Source organism: Acidovorax sp. SUPP1855 (genome assembly GCF_030158955.1).
In the GTDB taxonomy this organism is placed as follows: domain Bacteria; phylum Pseudomonadota; class Gammaproteobacteria; order Burkholderiales; family Burkholderiaceae_C; genus Paracidovorax.
Genome location: NZ_BQXI01000038.1, coordinates 25,735 through 41,633, shown reverse-complemented (window position 1 = coordinate 41,633; position 15,899 = coordinate 25,735). Strand labels below are relative to the sequence as shown.

Sequence of the window (15,899 nt, the reverse complement as noted above, 5' to 3'; positions counted from 1 at the left end):
CTTGTGTTGGCGCGAGGCCTCAGCGAACAGGTCGAACTTCAGGGCGCTACGGGGAGTGATCATGGCAAAGGATGGAGCACGCGTTCTCGATCAACAAGGGACCGGATGGGTTTTGAGAGGTTCCCGTGATGTCTTTCGGCACCGATGGCGCCCACGGCACCGCCTGCATCGTGACCACGCAGGCCGATACCCCGACGCGGGCCACCTCGACGGTCTGGGCCATTCCCTCATAAGGGACGTGGTCCGACGGGTGGCGCGGGCGCCGGGCCGTCAGGCGGGGTCGTCCAGCCAGCCCCGCACCACCCCGTTCGTCCAGCCGAACCCGTCCTGCAGCGGGTATTCGCCGCCATCGCCGCCGGTGGAGGGGCTGTCGCCGGATTCGCACAGCGAGTATTTCTCGACCAGCTTGCCCTCGTGGTCGTACACGTCCTGCACGGTTTTGAGCCAGCGCGTGCGGATGTCGTCCGACAGCTGGCGGCAGCTTTCGTCGGCCGCGCCGTAGGCGGCGAAGCCTTCCACCGCCATCCACTGCAGCGGCGCCCAGCCGTTGGGGCGGTCCCACTGCTCGCCGCTGGCGGTCTCCGAGGTGGACAGGCCGCCCCGCACCAGCAGGCGCTGGCGCACGGTGGCGGCCAGCGCATGGGCCTGCTCGGGCGTGGCCGTGCCGGTGAAGAGCGGCACCACGGTGGCGGCATTGAGCGCCGGGCGCGGCGTGCCGGCCTGCCAGTCGTGGTCGAGGAAGGCGCCGGCCTCGGCGTTCCATAGCACGCGGGACATGGCCTCGGCGCGCTGGCGGGCCCGGTGGTCGAACGCGTCGGCCGTGGCCGTGTCGCCCACGCTGCGGCTCAGGCGGGCGATGGTGGTCTCGGCCTTGTGCAGCAGCGCGTTCAGGTCCACCGGCAGGATGCGCGTGGTGCCGATGGTGGACAGGGTCTGGGTGCGGCAGGTGCCGCAGGCGCCATCGTCCAGCCAGCGCGCGCTGAAGTCCCAGCCCGACTCGGCGGCGGCGCGCAGGTCGCGGTACACCTCGTTCGCGGGGCGCTGGCATTGGGCGGCGGTCTCCACGTCCTCGCGCCACGATTCCTCGCGCGGCGTGTCGCGGTCGTCCCAGTAGCGGTTGAGCACGGCGCCGTCCGGCAGCGCCACCACGCGGCGGTGGGCGCTGCCCGGGGCCAGGGTGTCCGCGCCCTCCATCCAGAACTCGTATTCGCGCCGCATCTGCGGCAGGTACTGCGCTGCGCCGTGCCCTGCACACGATTCGCACAGCTCGGCCATCAACGAGAACACCGGCGGCTGCGAGCGGCTCAGGTAGTAGGTGCGGGTGCCGTTGGGCACGTGGCCGTAGGTGTCGATGAGGTAGGCGAAGTTGTCCGTCATCGTGTGCAGCAGGTGCCGCCGGCCGCTGCGCACCAGGCCCAGCATGGTGAAGTACGAGTCCCAGTAATACATCTCCACGAACCGGCCGCCCGGCACCACGTAGGCGTGCGGCAGCGCCAGCAGCGAGCCGCGCGGGGGGTGGTGGGCCGGGTGGCGGGTGAGCTCGTCCCACAGCGCATCGATGTGCGCCGCCATGGTCAGCCCGGGTTCGACCGTGGGGCCGTCACAGGCGCGGGTCTGGGGCTTGAAATGCCGGTGCACGAAGGCATGCAGGTCGAAGTCCGGCGCCTGGCACTGCGCGCGGTAGGCCGCGAGGATGGTCTCGGGCGGCTGGCGCGGGGCGCAGTCCACGAAGGTCTTGGAGTCTTCGAAGATGCGCTGGCGCTGCACTTCGATGAAAAGCTCTTCATAGCGGTCCGCAGGCGTGTGGGTGTCGGCCGGCGGCGCCAGCGCGGCCGCGGCGCGCCGCGAGGCGCTGTGCGCACGGTGGGTGGGCGAATCGCCGCCCGGCAAGGACGGCGGCGGGGCGGCGGGAGATTCGGTGCGGGACGGCAAGGCAGACATTCGGGTTCCAGGCGAAGGGACCAAAGAGAAGGGTCGGCGGGAGATGGCCCTATTGAACGACGGCTGAGCCGACCGCGCCGGCCCGCGGCCCCGGCAAATGCGCAGGACAAGACGCCGAACCGGCGTCGGCGCCGCAGGGCATGCCGGCGCGCTTCGGGTCGCGCCTAGCGCCCGGGGGCGGTGCCCCTCAGGAAAAAGTCGACGGCTCGCACCACCCGCGCGTGGATGTCGGCGACGGAGACGGCGGGTGGGTCCTGCTGGTACAGGCGCGGCCCGGTTTCCGCGGTGAGCAGCGCCATGAACTGCATCGCCATGACCTGGGGATCGCCCTCGCACACCTCGCCGTGCGCCATGGCGGCGCCCATGAAACGGGTGAGCGCGTCGATGCACTGGCGCGGGCCGGCGCCGTCGAACAGTTCGCCGATGTTGGAGCGGCCCGCGTCCGCCAGCACCATGCGGTACACCGAGAGCGCGCGGCGGTCGTTCAGCATCACCTGCAGCGCCTCGTCCCCGAACCGGGTCAGCGTGGGCCGCATCGGCGGGCGCGTTTCCAACGCCGCCAGCAGGTGGGAGGTGGCGTCGGCCAGGTGGGAGGTCGCCAGCGACTGCACCACGGCGACGAACAGCGGCTCCTTCGACGGGAAATAGCCGTAGAGGGTGGCCTTGGAGCCCCCGAGCCGCTTGGCCAGCTCGTTCATCGATGCTGCCTCGTACCCCACCTCTTCGAACAATTTGGCCGCCGCTTCCACGATGGCATCCCGCCGCGCCTGGGTCCTGACCCGCATTCGCATCTCCAAAAGTGAACTAACTTGTACTCTTTACTTGACAGGGCTCCCTCGGGCAAATTATACTATACCGTACATTCATGTTCAGTTATAGACCCATCCCCTGGCCCCGCGGCCCGGGGCTGGACCCATTTTCGCCCCTTTCTTTCGGAGAAGCTCCCATGCATGCCACCCCTTTCCTGCGCCCCGCGGCGCTCCTGCCCCTGCTGTGCGTTGCCGCCCTGGCCGGCTGCGCCAGCACGCAGCCCATCGCCTACACCGGGCTGCAGTCCGCGCCCCAGTTGCGGCCCAACCTGGACGACGACACCGGCCGCATTCCCTACCGCGTGGCATCGCACCGCGACTGGAGCCAGTACACCAAGGTGATCCTCGACCCCATCGTGATCTACGGCGGGCCGGACCACCAGTTCGAGGACGTGCCCGAGGCCCAGCGGCGCCAGCTGGCCGGCGACATGCGCCGGCAGTTCACGGCGCGGCTGGCCACGCGCTTTCAGATCGTGGCCCAGCCCGCCCCCGCCACGCTGCGCCTGCGCGTGACCCTCACCGGCGCCAGGCTCACCACGCGGGGCCTGAGCACCTTCACGCGCTTCGACATCGGCGGCGGGCCCTACAACCTGGTGCAGGGCATCCGCGGCAAGGAAGGCACCTTCACCGGCTCGGTCAGCTACGCCGTGGAGATCTTCGATGCGGTGTCGAACCAGCTGCTCGACGCCTTCGTCACCAAGCAATACCCGAACGCGCTGAACATCGGCGCGACCTTCGGCACCCTGGATGCGGCGCAGGCCGGCATCGAAAAGGGCGCGCAGGAACTCACCGCCCAGTTCCAGTGACCGCCGCCATGATCCCCACCCACCCCGCCCCCCTGCCCGCCGCGGCCCCGAGGATTGCCATGCCCCTGATTGCCTTCGTTCGCGCCGCGTGCGTGTCTTCGCTGCTCGCCGCCGCCCTGCCCGGCCATGCGGAACTGTTCACCTCCATGGCCTCCAGCGCGGGGTCGGCGGCCTCGAGCGCCTCGGACTCGATCGGCCATTCGAGCGGCGGCGGGGGCCGCGACCGGCGCCTGGCCGAGGGCGAGTACCGCGTGATCGGCGTGGAGCAGGTGCCCGGCCGGCCCGACGCCACGGGCCTCAGGCTGCGCGCGACCGAGACCGGCGCCGCGCGCGAGTTCGTGCTGAACCTGCCGCGCCAGGCGCAGGGCGCGCGGCCGCTCGCCGCCGGCGATCTGGTGCAGGCGCGCGAGCGGCCCTATGGCTTCGAGTTCGCGCGCGGCGACACCCGCGAAGCCTTCTTCCTGGTGCTCAACGACGACTGGTACGAGGAGATGGACTCCCGGCCGCTCGCCCTGTGATGCGGCGCGCCGCCTTGCCATCCGGCGTGCGGCCCCGGCGCGCGCTGGCGCGCTGGACCGGGATCGCCGCCATCGGCCTCGCCGCGCTGGGGGCGGAGGCTCCGGCCCGCGCTGGCACCTGGGGCCTGTGCGATGCCGCCGCGCCGCTGAGCGCCACCGATCAGGACCGCGTCCTGCGCTTTGCCGCGGTGGTCAAGCAGGTGCTCGACGCCTCGGGCCAGCGCGTGGCGCTGATCTCGCGCTCGGGCCTGGACCTGGGCCGCTTCGGGGTGCGCTACTCGCACGCCGGCCTGGCCCTGCGACCGCAGCCGGACCGCCCGTGGGCGGTGCGCCAGCTGTACTACACCTGCGAGGAGTCGCGGCCCCGGCTGTTCGACCAGGGCATTCCGGGGTTCCTGATGGGCCGGGACGATCCGTCCCGGGGCTACGTTGCCATCGTGCTGCTGCCCGCGCTGCCCGCCGACGCGCTGGAGCGCACGGCCCAGGACAAGCGTGCCGCGCTGGCCCTGCTGGCGGCCGACTACAGCGCCAATGCCTACCCGTTCAGCACGCGCTACCAGAACTGCAACCAGTGGGTGGCGGAGATGATGGCCAGCGCCTGGGCACCGGCCGGCGACGCGCCCCCGACGCGCGAGCGCGCGCAGGCGTGGCTGCACTCGGCGGGCTACCGGCCCGAGCCGATCGACCTGGGATCGCACGGGGTGGTGTTCGCCGCGCACTTCGCGCCGCTGGTGCATGTGGACGACCACCCGCGGGACGACCTGTATGCGCTGCGCATGCGGGTGAGCCTGCCGGCCTCGCTGGAGGCCTTCGTGCACGATCGCATGCCGGGCGCCGAGCGCATCGAGCTGTGCCACGACCGCCGCCAGATCGTGGTGCGCCGCGGCTGGCAGGCGCTGGGCCCGGGGTGCGAGGCGGGGCCGCAGGACGAGCTGATCGCCCTCAATCCCTAGCCAGATGGGGCCGGGCGGCGCGCGGCGGCGTCAGTTGCGCTGGCCGCCGGTGATGTACTGCTCCATCTGCTCGATGATGAACTGCTGCTCGGACATGATGTTCTTCACCAGATCACCGATGGAGATCAGGCCCACGAGCCGGTTGGCATCGTCCACCACCGGCAAGTGGCGCAGCCGGTTGTCGGTCATGAGCTGCATGCACTGCTCGCTGCTCTGGTGCGGCCGCACAAAGCGCACGGCGCGGGTCATCACGTCGCTCACCTGGGTGGCGCCGGAGGTGCGGCCCAGCAGGGCCACCTTGCGGGCGTAGTCGCGCTCGGTCACGATGCCGGCGATCTGCTCGCCCTCCATCACCAGGAGCGCGCCGATGCCCTTGTCGGCCATGAGCCGCAGCGCATCGAGCATCGAATCGGAAGGCCCGATGGTGTGGACCTGGGCATGGGGCTTGGACTTGAGGATGTCGGCGACTGCGGTCATGGGGCCTCCCTGAGTGAAGTGGCATGGATGGCCGCAGTTTCCGCCCAACGGCGGGGTGCGCGCAACAGGGGTTTGCTAAGCCGCCCGGGGCGGCGATGCAGTTGGTTGCAAACCCGCGCGCCGCCGGTCGCCCGGCCCTAGGACCGCACTTGCGTTTTCAGCTCAGCGTCGCCCACCGAACAGGCCGCCGCCGAGCTTGACCAGGTCCGACAGGCCGACCTGGCCGTCGCCGTCCTGATCGAGCAGGCTGCCCAGCGCGCCCCCACCCAGGCCACCCAGGCCACCCGACTGCTGGGCGCGGTCGCGCTCGTGACCGAGGGTGCGGCCCAGGCTGCCAGCATCCAGCCCACCGGCCTGCACGCGCTGCGCGAGGAACGACATCACGATGGGCGCGAGCAACTGCAGCAGTTGCCCCGCATTGGCGCCCAGGCCCGTGGCCTGGCCCAGCCCGGCCTCGGCCTGCGGGCGCTGGCTGCCGAACACGTGGCCCAGGATGTCGGCGCCCTGCCCGCCGCTGGCGGCACCGCCGCCGCCCAGCAGCGACCCCAGGAGCCCGCCCAGGTCCAGCCCGCCCGCGCCGCCGCCGCCGGCCGGCTGGTGGTCGCGCTGCAGGGCGCCCAGCAGGGCCTCGGCGCCCTGTGGCTGCGCGGCGTTGCGGCCCAGCGCGCCCAGCAGCAGGGGCAGTGCGGTCGCCACCGCGGAACGGGTCTGCGTGGCGTCGGTGCCCAGTTGGCTGGACAGCTGCTGGAGCGGGGCCCCTTGCAACTGGGCCATCAGTTCATCGGCCAGGGAGGGGGTGGACGGGTTCATGGGCGGCTCCTTCATCAACATTCGGTGCGGGTGGCAGCGCGTGGCGTTGCCGTGGGCGTGGTGGCCGGACATCGGCCCCGGGCCCCATGCTATCCGGCCGGGCGCGCCCCCGGCCGCCACCGCATTTGCCTTCAAGCCCCCCGCGCGGCGATGAGCGATGGGCCAGGGCGCGCCGCCCTGCGCAGGGCCACGGCATCGAACTCCGCGGCGCCGCGCGGGCCGCCGTGCACGCGGAACACCTGCACCGCGTCCGACACCGTCTGCGCCTGGGACTGCAGTTCCAGCGCCAGGGCGGCGTTCTCCTCCACCAGCGCCGCGTTCTGCTGGGTGATGCCGTCCAGGTGGGAGACCGCGCTGTTCACCTGCGAGATGCCGGCCTGCTGCTCGTCGGCCGCGCTGTGGATCTGGCCGATGAGGGCGCCCACGCGGCGCACCAGGTCCAGCGACTCCTGCATGGTCTTTTGCGCGCTCTCGGTGCGCTGGCGGCCCTCGCCCACCTTCTCGGCCGACTGGTCGATGAGCTGGCGGATCTCGCGCGCGGCGGTCAGCGTGCGCTGCGAGAGGCTGCGCACCTCGCCGGCCACCACCGCGAAGCCCCGGCCCTGCTCGCCCGCCCGCGCCGCCTCCACCGCCGCGTTCAGCGCGAGGATGTTGGTCTGGAAGGCGATGGAGTCTATGGAGAACCTCTCAAAACCCCTGTCTCAGCCACTTGGCGCGCTTACAAATCACGAGTTACGGCGTTCAAGCCTTGCAAATTCGGAAGTTTTGAGAGGTTCCCTATGAGCTGCGTGATCTCGCCGATGCGGCCCGAGGCGGCCTGGATCTGCTGCATGGTGGCGGCCACGCCGTCCACCGCGCCGCTGGTGCGCTCGGCCACGCCCGTGGCCTGCCGCGCGAGGTCCGCCGCCTGGCGGGCCGATTCGGCCGTCTGCTGCACGGTGCCGGTGATCTCCTCCATCGAGGCGGCCGTCTCCTGCAGGTTGCTGGCCTGTGTCTCGGTGCGGCCGGACAGTTCCTGGTTGCCCTGGGCGATGGCGCGGCTGGACACGCGCATCTTCTCGGTCTCCTGCAGCGCATCGCGCACGATGGACTGCAGGTTCACGTTGAGCTGGCTCAGCGCCTTCTGCAGGTCGCCCACGCCGTCGGAGCGGGTCACGCGCATGCGCTCGGTCAGGTCGCCCGCCGCCATGCGGTTGGCGGCGCGCACCATGTCCGACAGCGGCAGCACGGCCACGCGGCGCACCTGGGCGAAGGCGGCCATCGCCACGCCGGCCACGGCAGCCCAGGCGGCGGCCGAGAACAGGCCCTGCGCTTCATCCACGAGCCCCGCCAGAAAGGCGGCTACCAGCACGGCCAAAAACGCCATGGCCACCTGGCCGCCCACGCCGATGCGGGTCCACTCCGCGATGCGGCCCAGGGCGGTCAGGCGTGCCAGCCGGCCCGCGCGCAGCACGTGCACCGGGCGGCCGGCCTCGGCCTCGGCGCGCATGCGGGCGTAGAGCGCGTCGGCGGCCTGCACCTGCTCGCGGCTGGCCTCGGTGCGCACCGACAGGTAGCCCACGGGGCGGTCGCCTTCCATCAGCGGGGTGACGTTGGCCATCACCCAGTAGAAGTCGCCGTTCTTGCGCCGGTTCTTCACCGCGGCCGACCAGGGCCGGCCCTGGCCGATGGTGTTCCACATGTCGCGGAACGCCTCCTCGGGCATGTCGGGGTGGCGGATCAGGTTGTGGGGCTGGCCCAGCAGGGCCTCGCGCTCGTAGCCGCTCACCTCGATGAACATCGGGTTGCAGTACAGGATGCGCCCTTTGAGGTCGGTGGTGGACACCAGGGTTTCGCCGGAAGGAAACGGGTATTCCTGCGTGCTGACCGGAAGATTTCTTCGCATGGGAAGCCTTTCTGGGGAAGAAGCTTTTGTCTCGTACGGACGGTGCGGCACGGCGCCGCGGGCCCCTGCGGGGATGCAGTGCGGCCGATGGTAGGTGGCACATCCCGGCTTGTGGAAACCTTTCGGCCGGGGCTTGATCTGGGTCAAGAGCCCGGGGACGCCGCGAACGCGGACCGTCGTTTCCCGACCACCCATTTGCTATTAATTTAATAGCTATCAAGGCAATAAAAACAACGGCATGCGGGCGATTTGGCCCTCCAAACGCCGTTCCGCCCCGCAGAAACCCGTCGGATCGACGGCCCGGCCGGCCGGCGGCCCGCCAGCGCGGCCACACACTCCCGGGCCAGCGCCCGAGGGGCCCGCCACCGCCTGCGAGGGGCGCGCGCGGCCCGCAGGCGGCATGAAGGTTGCAAGGTCCGGACACGAGGCCCGCCGGAGGGCTTTCCAGCCTGCTACAGCTTCACACGATCTTTTCAATTGACCGTCAGAATGCTCGCCACAACGAAAGCCGTGCCCTGTCCATGAATTGCCCACGCCCCGCCACACGCTCGCTGCCCTCCACGCCCGCTGCCATGGCCCCACGGCCCTCCTCCTTGACTTCTTCCTGCATGACCGCTGTCCCCGGTGCCTTGCGCCGGGCCGGCGCTGCCGTGCTGGCGGCCGCCTTCGTGGTGGCCGGGTGTTCGGACAAGGCGGCCAAGCAGCCCGCGCCGCGCGCCCCGGTGGAAGCCGGCGTGGTCACGATCCAGCCCGAGCGGCAGTCGATCACCACCGAGCTGCCCGGGCGCACCAGCGCCTTCCTGGTCGCCGAGATCCGGCCCCAGGTGGGCGGCATCGTGCAAAAGCGGCTCTTCACCGAAGGGGCGGACGTGAAGGCCGGCCAGGTGCTGTACCAGCTGGATGCCTCGCCCTTCGAGGTGGCGCTGGCGAGCGCCCAGGCGTCGCTGGGCAAGGCCCAGGCGACGGTGGGCACGGCCGAGACCAACGCGCGGCGCAATGCCGAGCTGGTCAAGATCGATGCGATCAGCCGGCAGGTGTATGACGACAGCCAGGCGGTGCTGGTGCAGGCCCGCTCGGACCTGGCCGTGAACCGCGCGGCGGTCGAGAACGCGCGCATCAACCTGGGCTATACACGCATCAAGGCGCCCATCTCGGGCCGCACCACCACCTCGGCGGTGACGCCGGGCGCGCTGGTCACCGCCAACCAGACCACGGCGCTCACCACCATCTCGCAGATCGACCCGCTGTACGTGGACGTGACCCAGTCCAGCACCGACGTGCTGCGCCTGAAGACCGACCTGGCCAAGGGCCGCTTCCAGCGTGCGGGCGAAGGCCAGGCGCGCGTGGCGCTCAAGCTGGAGGACGGCAGCACCTACGCCCAGGCCGGCCGGCTGCAGTTCAGCGGCGTGACGGTGAACCCCGCAACCGGCGCGGTCACCCTGCGCGCGGTGTTCCCCAACCCGGACGGCCTGCTGATGCCGGGCATGTACGTGCGCGCGGTGCTGGAGACGGGCGTGAACGAGCAGGCCCTGCTCGTGCCCCAGCAAGGCGTGACGCGCGACACCGCCGGCAACGCCAGCGTGCTGCTGGTCAATGCCGAGAACAAGGTCGAGCGCCGCAAGATCCAGGTCGAGGCCGCCGTGGGCAACCGCTGGCAGGCCGTGGGGGGCCTGGCCGCCGGCGACCGCGTGGTGGTGGACGGGCTGCAGCGCGTGAAGGTGGGCGACACGGTCAAGCCGGTGGAGGTGGCGGCCAAGGCGGCCGCAGCCCCGGCAGGCGGCGCCTCCTCGGCGGCACCGGCCGCATCGGCGGCGGCATCGGCGGCGGCATCGGCGGCGGCATCGGCGGCGGCACCCGCGGCGTCCGGCGCTGCGGCCCCGGCCGCCCGCTGAAGGACCGCCCGCCATGGCACAGTTCTTCATCAACCGGCCCATCTTCGCGTGGGTCATCGCCATCGTCATCATGCTGGCGGGGGCCATGTCCATCAAGACATTGCCGCTGGAGCAGTACCCCAACATCGCACCGCCGCGCGTGTCCATCAGCGCCACCTACACCGGCGCCTCGGCCAAGACGGTGGAGGAATCGGTCACGCAGGTGATCGAGCAGCAGTTGAAGGGCCTCGACAACCTGATCTACATGGGCTCGACCAGCGATGCCTCGGGCGGCTCGCGCACCACGCTCACCTTCAACGCCGGCACCAACATCGACGTGGCGCAGGTGCAGGTGCAAAACAAGCTGCAGCAGGCCATGTCGCGCCTGCCGCCCGCGGTGCAGAGCCGGGGCGTCACCGTCACCAAGGGCGGCAACGACTACCTGATGATCGTCACCTTCACCTCGCCCGACCCGAGCGTGACGCAGGTGGATATCGGCGACTACATCTCCAGCAACCTGGTGGACGTCATCAGCCGCATCGACGGCGTGGGCGACGTGGCCACGCTGGGCACGCCCTACGCCATGCGCGTGTGGATGGACCCGGCCAAGCTCGAGAAGTACGCGCTCATGCCGTCCGACATCGGCAACGCCATCAACGCGCAGAACGCCCAGGTCTCCGCCGGCCAGTTGGGCGCCCTGCCCGCCGTGGGCGAGCAGCAGCTCAACGCCACCATCACCGCGCGCAGCAAGCTGCAGTCGCGCGAAGAGTTCGAGAACATCGTTCTCAAGTCCACGGTGGACGGCGCCATCGTGCGCCTAAAAGACGTGGCCCGCATCGAACTGGGCGCCGAGAACCTCACCATCACCTCGCGCCTGAACGGCCAGCCCGGCGCCGGCATGGGCGTGGTGCTGGCCGACAGCGCCAACGCCATGGCGGTGGCCAACGCGGTGAACGCCAAGATCGCCGAGCTGCAGCCGTTCTTTCCGTACCAGCTCAAGCCCTTCACCAGCTACGACACCACGCCCTTCGTGAGCGCCTCCATCGAAGAGGTGGTCAAGGCGCTGGTCGAGGCCATGCTGCTCGTGGTGCTGGTGATGTACATCTTCCTGCAGAACTTCCGCGCCACGCTGATCCCGGCGATCGCGGTGCCCGTGGTGCTGCTGGGCACCTTCGGCGTGCTGTCGGTGGCGGGCTACTCGATCAACACGCTGACCATGTTCGGCATGGTGCTGGCCATCGGCCTGCTGGTGGACGACGCCATCGTGGTGGTGGAGAACGTCGAGCGCGTGATGAGCGAGGAGGGTCTGCCCCCGAAAGAGGCCACGCGCAAGTCCATGGCCGAGATCACGCCCGCGCTGGTGGGCATCGCGCTCACGCTGTCGGCGGTGTTCATCCCCATGGCGTTCTTCGGCGGCTCCACCGGGGTGATCTACCGGCAGTTCTCCATCACCATCGTCTCGGCCATGGTGCTGTCGGTGCTGGTGGCGCTCACGCTCACGCCGGCGCTGTGCGCCACGCTGCTCAAGCCCATCCCCCAGGGCCAGCACAGCCCGCACGGAGCGCCGCGCCGGGGCGTGCTGGGCTGGGTGGACCGCTTCTTCACCGGCTTCAACCGCCGCTTCGACCGCACCGCCGACGGCTACCAGCGCGGCGTGGGCCGCATCGTGCGCCGCGGCGGGCGGATGATGCTGGTCTATGCGCTCATCGTGGGCGGCATGGCCGTGCTGTTCATGCGCCTGCCCACCTCGTTCCTGCCCAACGAGGACCAGGGCGCCGTGCAGGTGCAGATCACCCTGCCCCCGGGCGCCTCCAACACCCGCCTGCAGGTGGTGATGGCCGAGGTGCAGAAGTACTTCGCCGCGCAGCCCGACGTGGTGAGCTTCAACTCCATCACCGGCTCCAACGGCGACCAGAGCTCGGCGCGCGGCTTCGTGCGCCTGAAAGACTGGAGCGAGCGCCCCCTGGCCTCGCAAAGCGCCGACGCCATCGCCCGCAAGGCCACGCGCGATCTGTCCAGGATCCGCGACGCGCGCATCTTCGTCGTGCTGCCGCCGGCCGTGCGCGGCCTGGGCGCCAATGCGGGCTTCAACTTCCAGCTCAAGGACCTGAACGGGCTGGGCCACGACGCGCTCGTGGCCGCGCGCGACAAGGTGCTGCAGCTGGCCGGCCAGCGGCCCGAGCTGTCCAACACCCGCAGCAACAACCTGGACGACACGCCGCAGCTGGGCGTGGCCATCGACGACGCCAAGGCCGGCGCCCTGGGCCTGGCCACCACCGACGTCAACAACACGCTGGGCAGCGCCATCGGCGGCACCTACGTGAACGACTTCCTAAACAAGGGCCGGGTCAAGCGCGTGTACATGCAGGGCGATGCGCCCTACCGCATGCTGCCGCAGGACATCGCGCCCTGGACGGTGCGCAACAGCCAGGGCCTCATGGTGCCGTTCTCGGCGTTCTCCAGCACCAGCTGGACCTACGGCTCGCCCCAGCTGCAGCGCTACAACGGCAGCCCCAGCTACGAATTCGTGGGCGACGCGGCCACGGGGGTCAGCTCCGGCGCGGCCATGGACGCGGTGGAAACCATCATGAAGGAGATGCCGCCCGGCATCGGCTACGAATGGACGGGCGCCTCCTACCAGGAGCGGCTGTCGGGCTCGCAGGCGCCCCTGCTGTATGCCGTGTCCATCCTGTTCGTGTTCCTGTGCCTGGCGGCGCTGTACGAAAGCTGGTCGGTGCCGTTCTCGGTGATCCTGGTGGTGCCGCTCGGCATCGTGGGCGCGCTGCTGGGCATTGGCATCCGCGGGCTGTCCAACGACGTGTACTTCCAGGTCGGGCTGCTCACCACCGTGGGGCTGTCGTCCAAGAACGCCATCCTGATCGTGGAGTTCGCCACCCAGCTGCAGGCCCAGGGCAAGAGCGTGATCGACGCCACGCTGGAGGCCGTGCGCCTGCGGCTGCGCCCGATTCTCATGACCTCGCTGGCCTTCGGCTTCGGCGTGCTGCCGCTGGCCATCGGCACGGGCGCCGGCGCGGGCGGGCGGCAGGCCATCGGCACCGCGGTGCTGGGCGGCATGATCTCCGCCACCGTGCTGGGCATCTTCTTCGTGCCCGTGTTCTTCGTTCTCATCCGCGGCTTCTTCGCCAACCGGGCCGCCAAGGCCGGCGGCCAGCCCACCGGAGCCCCCGCATGACGCCGCGCCAAGCCCCCACCCTCCCCGCCCTGCGCCCGCTGGCCTGGGCGGTGGCCGCCACCGTGGCGCTGGCAGCGCTGCCCGGCTGCACCAACCTGGCGCCGCCCTACCAGGCGCCCGCGCTGCCGGTACCGGCCGCCCTGGGCACGGGCTCCGTGCCGGTGGCCGTGACCGCTCCCGCCGCCCTGGGGGACGGGTCCGCCGCGGCGGTCCCGTCCGATCCGCTGGACCGCCCCCTGGAATGGGCCGAATTCTTGCAGGAACCCCGCCTGCGCGCCCTGGCCGAGATGGCCGTGGCCAACAACCGCGACCTGCGCGTGGCCGTGCTGGCCATCGAGCGGGCGCGGGCGCAGTACGGCGTCTCGCGCGCCGACCTGTTCCCCGGCGTGAACGCCACCGGCGCGGGCAGCCGCAGCCGCACGGCCGACGACCTGACCACCGCGGGCCGCTCCAACGTGGGCGGGCAATACAGCGCGCAACTCGGTTTTGCCAGCTACGAGATCGACTTCTTCGGCCGCGTGCGCAACCTGAACGACGCCGCGCTGCAGGACTTCTTCCGCGCCGCCGAGAACCGCCGCAGCGTGCAGTTGAGCCTGGTGGCCGAGGCGGTGAACGCCTGGCTCACCCTCGATGCCGACGGCCGCCGCCTGCAACTGGCGCGCGACACGCTGCGCACGCGCCAGCAGTCGCTGGACCTCACGCAGCGCAGCCATGCGCTGGGCGCCACCTCGGGCCTGACCCTGGCGCAGACGCAGACCACGGTGGACACCGCGCGCGCCGACGTCGCCACTTACACCGCCCAGGTCGCGCGCGACCGCAACGCGCTCGCGCTGCTGGTGGGTGCCACCGTGCCCGACGACCTGCTGCCGCCCGTGGCCCTGGCCGCCGCGGCGAATGCCGCACCCGCCACGGTGCCGCCCGCCACGGCAACGGCAACGGCAACGGCCGACGGCACCTCGCGCAGCAGCGCCCCCCGCAACACCAGCACCGCCATCGTGCCCACCACGCCGGCCGCCGCTTTGCTCGCCGTGCCCGCCGACCTGCCCTCCGGCGTGCTGCTGCGCCGGCCCGACGTGCGCGCGGCCGAGCGCACGCTGCAGGGCAGCTACGCCAGCATCGGCGCGGCGCGCGCGGCGTTCTTTCCGTCCATCACGCTCACCGGTTCCATCGGCACGGCCAGCAATGCGCTGTCGGGCCTGTTCGACGGCGGCAACGGCACCTGGAGCTTCGCGCCGCAGATCCGCCTGCCGATCTTCGACGCCGGCCGCAACAACGCCAACCTGCGCGTGGCCGAAGTGACGCGCGATACGGCCCTGGCCCAGTACGAAAAATCCATCCAGACCGCGTTCCGCGAAGTGTCCGACGCGCTGGCCGACCGCGCCACGCTGGACGAGCGCCTGGCCGCCCAGCGCTCGCTGCTGGACGCCACCCAGCGCGCGCTGGACCTGTCCGACGCGCGCTACCGGCTCGGGGCCGACAGCTTCCTCACGGTGCTGGACGCGCAGCGCTCGCTGTACGCGGCGCAGCAGACGCAGATCACCCTGCTGCTGGCCGAGCAGACCAACCGGGTCACGCTGTACAAGGTGCTGGGCGGCGGCTGGGCCGCCGGCGGTGCGGGCGCGGCGGCGGACGATCCCGTTCTGCGCTGACGCGAGGTGCGACGGGTGCGCTCGGTGTACCCCAGCCTGCCAACGAAGCAATGCATTGACGGCCGAAGGCGGGCTGCAGGCGGCAAGCCGATGCGGCGGGCAGGGCTGGACCGAGCCGAGCCTCTTGCCCCTACGCTGCGCGAATCCAGGGGCGAAGGTCCGAGCCCCCGCCCCGAAGCAGCCTGCATGCATTCAGTCATCGCCAGGCCTGCTGATGAACCCGCTCTAACGAAGGTAGGCGCCGTATTCGAGATTTCCTGCAGGGAAAGCGGTCGATGCCTCGAAATCAGCGGGGTTGTAACGCGGCCGAACCGGCGACTGGGCAGGACTACTCTCGTCTCGAGCAATCATCGCCCCAACGACTCCGGCACGGTGTTCGTTCACGATTCTGGTAAGTCGCTGCAATTTTTCGCTGACATCATCCGGTCCTACGGGAAGTCCTGTTCCGACAAGGTAGCTCTGGATTTTTGCACTCAGTTTCTCGCACGCTGCCACGGCGCTCTTCATGCCGCCATGGCCAGGGTACTGAATCGCATGCTCCAGCAAAAGCGATATGGCTTCCTGCTGCCGTCGGAGAGTTCGTGCGGCGTTTCGCGTGGTTGTCTCTGTCGCGTGTAGTGGGGAGCGCGGCGCCATGGATCCCGCCGTACTGGTCCGTCCTCGGCCGGGGCCTGGGCCTGCATACGGCGAGCCATGTTGCAGCGGTGATCGGTTCCCTGGGGTTGCGATGGGGGTATTTGCGGCGGGGGTCTGAATCGGCGTGGAACGGCGCGACGTGCTGGATTGAATGCATCCCATAAGGGGGGGTTCCTTTGAAAAGTTGAAAACCCCAGTGTGCCCAGAACTCCATTTAATGGAAAAAGGATGCGAAGCATTGATTGGATGACCGAAGCAGCGATGGTGCGATGAGCACATCGCCTCGTGATGCATCTGCTGCGCACCACCCCAAGCACCAAGAGTGGGCGGCCCATTGAGAGGGCGGGCAGG

At 70.6% G+C, this 15,899-nt stretch carries 10 protein-coding genes and 1 pseudogene; 6 read left to right on the top strand and 5 right to left on the bottom strand.

Annotation, left to right across the window (positions count from 1 at the left end; genetic code table 11):
• Nucleotides 1-270: 270 nt before the first annotated feature.
• Both treF and AVMA1855_RS23300 read right to left on the bottom strand, forming a co-directional pair.
• Nucleotides 271-1,941 (bottom strand): alpha,alpha-trehalase TreF, encoded by a 1,671-nt coding sequence (gene treF / locus AVMA1855_RS23305; protein ID WP_284427508.1) that lies wholly within the window; start codon nt 1,939-1,941, stop codon nt 271-273.
• A gap of 164 nt (nt 1,942-2,105) precedes the next feature.
• Nucleotides 2,106-2,726: a TetR/AcrR family transcriptional regulator gene (locus AVMA1855_RS23300; RefSeq protein ID WP_284407248.1), complete on the bottom strand. Its 621-nt coding sequence runs from the start codon at nt 2,724-2,726 to the stop codon at nt 2,106-2,108.
• A gap of 161 nt (nt 2,727-2,887) precedes the next feature.
• Here AVMA1855_RS23300 and AVMA1855_RS23295 point away from each other — a divergent pair, with 161 nt between their 5' ends.
• From AVMA1855_RS23295 to AVMA1855_RS23285, 3 genes are read left to right on the top strand one after another with little or no spacing between them, the layout of a single operon-like run.
• Nucleotides 2,888-3,556, top strand: a complete 669-nt coding sequence (locus AVMA1855_RS23295; RefSeq protein WP_272568316.1) for a DUF3313 domain-containing protein — start codon at nt 2,888-2,890, stop codon at nt 3,554-3,556.
• A gap of 59 nt (nt 3,557-3,615) precedes the next feature.
• Entirely contained in the window at nt 3,616-4,074 is a 459-nt protein-coding gene (locus AVMA1855_RS23290) for a hypothetical protein (protein ID WP_284427507.1), read from the top strand.
• Nucleotides 4,074-5,027, top strand: coding sequence for a DUF2145 domain-containing protein (locus AVMA1855_RS23285; RefSeq protein ID WP_284427506.1), 954 nt, complete (start codon nt 4,074-4,076; stop codon nt 5,025-5,027). Before AVMA1855_RS23290 ends, AVMA1855_RS23285 begins: the two co-directional genes overlap by 1 nt.
• 30 nt (nt 5,028-5,057) lie before the next feature.
• Here AVMA1855_RS23285 and AVMA1855_RS23280 read toward each other — a convergent pair whose 3' ends face one another.
• The 3 genes and pseudogenes from AVMA1855_RS23280 to AVMA1855_RS23270 form a co-directional block, all read right to left on the bottom strand.
• Nucleotides 5,058-5,504, bottom strand: coding sequence for a CBS domain-containing protein (locus AVMA1855_RS23280; protein WP_272568313.1), 447 nt, complete (start codon nt 5,502-5,504; stop codon nt 5,058-5,060).
• A gap of 162 nt (nt 5,505-5,666) precedes the next feature.
• The gene (locus AVMA1855_RS23275; protein ID WP_284427505.1) at nt 5,667-6,314 is read right to left on the bottom strand and encodes a DUF937 domain-containing protein; all 648 of its coding nucleotides are present in this window, start codon (nt 6,312-6,314) and stop codon (nt 5,667-5,669) included.
• 131 nt (nt 6,315-6,445) lie between these two features.
• Nucleotides 6,446-8,199 (bottom strand): annotated as a pseudogene (locus AVMA1855_RS23270) (methyl-accepting chemotaxis protein).
• Between the two features lie 608 nt (nt 8,200-8,807).
• Between AVMA1855_RS23270 and AVMA1855_RS23265 the strand changes: the two are divergent.
• From AVMA1855_RS23265 to AVMA1855_RS23255, 3 genes are read left to right on the top strand one after another with little or no spacing between them, the layout of a single operon-like run.
• Nucleotides 8,808-10,091 carry an efflux RND transporter periplasmic adaptor subunit gene (locus AVMA1855_RS23265; protein ID WP_284427504.1) on the top strand — a complete coding sequence of 428 codons (1,284 nt, stop codon included), beginning with the start codon at nt 8,808-8,810 and terminating at the stop codon, nt 10,089-10,091.
• Between the two features lie 13 nt (nt 10,092-10,104).
• Complete coding sequence (locus tag AVMA1855_RS23260) at nt 10,105-13,263, top strand: efflux RND transporter permease subunit (RefSeq protein ID WP_284427503.1); 3,159 nt, start codon at nt 10,105-10,107, stop codon at nt 13,261-13,263.
• Nucleotides 13,260-14,912 (top strand): efflux transporter outer membrane subunit, encoded by a 1,653-nt coding sequence (locus tag AVMA1855_RS23255; RefSeq protein WP_284427502.1) that lies wholly within the window; start codon nt 13,260-13,262, stop codon nt 14,910-14,912. Before AVMA1855_RS23260 ends, AVMA1855_RS23255 begins: the two co-directional genes overlap by 4 nt.
• The last annotated feature ends 987 nt before the right edge of the window (nt 14,913-15,899 follow it).

What these genes read in the sequence shown, in the direction of transcription:
- treF (WP_284427508.1), bottom strand. Translation starts at nt 1,941, where the DNA reads ATGTCTGCCTTGCCGTCCCGCACCGAATCTCCCGCCGCCCCGCCGCCG.
- AVMA1855_RS23300 (WP_284407248.1), bottom strand. Translation starts at nt 2,726, where the DNA reads ATGCGGGTCAGGACCCAGGCGCGGCGGGATGCCATCGTGGAAGCGGCG.
- AVMA1855_RS23295 (WP_272568316.1), top strand. Translation starts at nt 2,888, where the DNA reads ATGCATGCCACCCCTTTCCTGCGCCCCGCGGCGCTCCTGCCCCTGCTG.
- AVMA1855_RS23290 (WP_284427507.1), top strand. Translation starts at nt 3,616, where the DNA reads ATGCCCCTGATTGCCTTCGTTCGCGCCGCGTGCGTGTCTTCGCTGCTC.
- AVMA1855_RS23285 (WP_284427506.1), top strand. Translation starts at nt 4,074, where the DNA reads ATGCGGCGCGCCGCCTTGCCATCCGGCGTGCGGCCCCGGCGCGCGCTG.
- AVMA1855_RS23280 (WP_272568313.1), bottom strand. Translation starts at nt 5,504, where the DNA reads ATGACCGCAGTCGCCGACATCCTCAAGTCCAAGCCCCATGCCCAGGTC.
- AVMA1855_RS23275 (WP_284427505.1), bottom strand. Translation starts at nt 6,314, where the DNA reads ATGAACCCGTCCACCCCCTCCCTGGCCGATGAACTGATGGCCCAGTTG.
- AVMA1855_RS23265 (WP_284427504.1), top strand. Translation starts at nt 8,808, where the DNA reads ATGACCGCTGTCCCCGGTGCCTTGCGCCGGGCCGGCGCTGCCGTGCTG.
- AVMA1855_RS23260 (WP_284427503.1), top strand. Translation starts at nt 10,105, where the DNA reads ATGGCACAGTTCTTCATCAACCGGCCCATCTTCGCGTGGGTCATCGCC.
- AVMA1855_RS23255 (WP_284427502.1), top strand. Translation starts at nt 13,260, where the DNA reads ATGACGCCGCGCCAAGCCCCCACCCTCCCCGCCCTGCGCCCGCTGGCC.